Below are 2,281 nucleotides of genomic sequence, written 5' to 3' on the forward strand. Positions count from 1 at the left end.
CCGCCCCAGGGCCGCCGTGCCGGATGCGCGCCAGGCCAGCCAGGCCACCGGGGCGAGCGCCGCCGCGCCGGTCTGCTTGGTGAGCGCGGCCGCCGCCAGCGCCGCGCCCGCCCAGCCGAACCGGGCGCGATCGGCGCACCACAGGGCCGCGACCGTCCACGGCAGCATGAAGACCTCGAACGTGGCCGCCTGGGTGTCCTCCGGGGCCAGCGCGACCGACAGCAGCGCCACGCCGAGGCCGGCCGCCGCCCCTGTGCGGTCGCCCCACCGGCGGCGGGCCACCGCGGCGGTCAGCAGCGCGGTCGACAGATGGGCGGCGAGCGCGGCCGCCCGCTGCGGCCACAGCGAGGTGTCGCCGAAGACCGCGAACAGGCCCTCGTAGAGCCAGGGCAGCAGCGGCGGCTTGCGGTCCACCACGGTCTGGTAGACGACCCCGCCGTGGGCCAGCAGCCTGGCCTGGACGGCCAGGAAGCCCTCGTCGGGATTCCACACCGCGCGCAGGAAGGACGGCAGGTGCAGCAGCGCGGTCAGGGCCGCCAGCACGGGGGCCAGCGCCGGCCAGAAACGCGGCCGGTGCCGGCCCCCGGCGGCGGGCGCGACCGGCGGGGCCTCGCGCTCGGCCGGCCGGACCGCCGGGATCACCGGTCGGAACCGAGGCCCAGCCTGCTGTGCGAGCGGCCGTATCCGAAGTAGACGGCGAAGCCGAGCACCATCCACACCGCGAACCTGAGCCAGGTCTCCACGCTGAGGTTGAGCATCAGCCACAGCGACGCGCACACCGACACCACGGGCAGCACCGGCACCCACGGCGCCCGGAAGGCCCGGGGCAGATCGGGCCGGGTGCGGCGCAGCACGACCACGCCGACGGCCACAACGACGAAGGCGAACAGGGTGCCGATGTTCACCATCTCCTCCAGCTCGCTGACCGAGAAGAAGCCGGCGATCAGCGCCACCACCACGCCGAGCAGCACGGTGGTCCGGTAGGGCGTGCCGAACTTGGGGTGCACCTGGGAGAAGGCCCGCGGCAGCAGCCCGTCGCGGCTCATCGCGAAGAACACCCGGGTCTGCCCGAGCAGCAGGATCATCACCACCGAGGTCAGGCCGACGGCCGCGCCGAAGCTGATCAGCCCGGCCCAGAAGGGCGCGCCGACCGCCTTGAAGGCGGACGCCAGCGGGGCGGCGGTATCCAGCTGCGAGTACTTCTGCATGCCGGTGACCACCAGGGAGACCGCCACGTACAGCACGGTGCACACCACCAGCGAGCCGATGATGCCGCGCGGCATGTCCCGCTGCGGGTTGCGGGTCTCCTCGGCCGCGGTGGCCACGATGTCGAAGCCGATGAAGGCGAAGAAGACCACCGCGGCGGCGGAGAAGATGCCCATGACGCCGAAGGACGTCGGGGTGAAGCCGAACAGCACCTGCACCAGCGGCGCGTGCAGATGCGAGCCGCCGCCGGGGTTGGGCCGGGAAGGCGGCAGGAAGGGCCGGTAGTTGCTGCCGGTGATGTAGAACAGCCCGGCGAAGATGACCACCAGCACCACGGTGACCTTGACCGCCACCACCACCCCGGTGACCCGCGCGGACAGCTTCATCCCGGCCATCACCACGCCGGTGAGCACCAGGACCAGGCCCGCGGCCAGCACGTCGAAGCCGAACCGGCCGCTGCTGTGGCTCAGCCGGGCCGGCACCTCGATGCCGACGTGCGACAGCAGCTCGGCCACGTAGCCGGACCAGCCGCCGGCCACCACGCCGGCGCCCAGGGCGAGTTCCAGCACCAGGTCCCAGCCGATGATCCAGGCGGGCAGCTCCCCGATGGAGGCGTAGCCGAAGGTGTAGGCGGAGCCGGCCACCGGCACGGTGGAGGCGAACTCGGCGTAGCACAGGGCGGCCAGCGCGCAGACGACCGCGGAGGCGATGAAGGCGAGCGCCACGGCCGGGCCGGCGAACTGCTTGGCCACCGCGCCGGTGACCACGAAGATGCCGGTGCCGACGATGACGCCGACACCGTAGACGATCAGGTCGAGGGTGGACAGCGACTTGCGCAGGCCGTGCTCGGGCTCCTCGGTGTCCGCGATGGACTGCTCGATGCTCTTGGTGCGGACAGCCCGCGCGGCGGCGCGCCGGTCCGTTCCTCGTCTCTGTCGTCTTCGTGTGTGTCGACGTCCGCCATGGGCGCACCTCCGGATCGGTCCGCCGGCTCCGGTTTCGAGACGGCAGTGGTTACTCCACTCCGGTGTGTCGCCTCACCCGTACCGGCGCGCCTACGCTTACCCGCACGAGT

General features: G+C 72.9%; 2 protein-coding genes. Both read right to left on the reverse strand.

Features of this window, described 5'->3' with window-relative positions:
• On the reverse strand, window positions 1–642 hold a 642-nt coding region (locus GA0115240_RS16975), incomplete at its 3' end, for an ArnT family glycosyltransferase (RefSeq protein WP_176725094.1).
• On the reverse strand, window positions 639–2,087 hold the full coding sequence (locus GA0115240_RS16980; RefSeq protein WP_256069851.1) for an amino acid permease: 1,449 nt from the start codon (window positions 2,085–2,087) through the stop codon (window positions 639–641). The genes GA0115240_RS16975 and GA0115240_RS16980, both read right to left, overlap by 4 nt.
• Window positions 2,088–2,281: the final 194 nt, after the last annotated feature.

The sequence above is a fragment of the Streptomyces sp. DvalAA-14 genome (genome assembly GCF_900091855.1).
GTDB lineage: Bacteria > Actinomycetota > Actinomycetes > Streptomycetales > Streptomycetaceae > Actinacidiphila.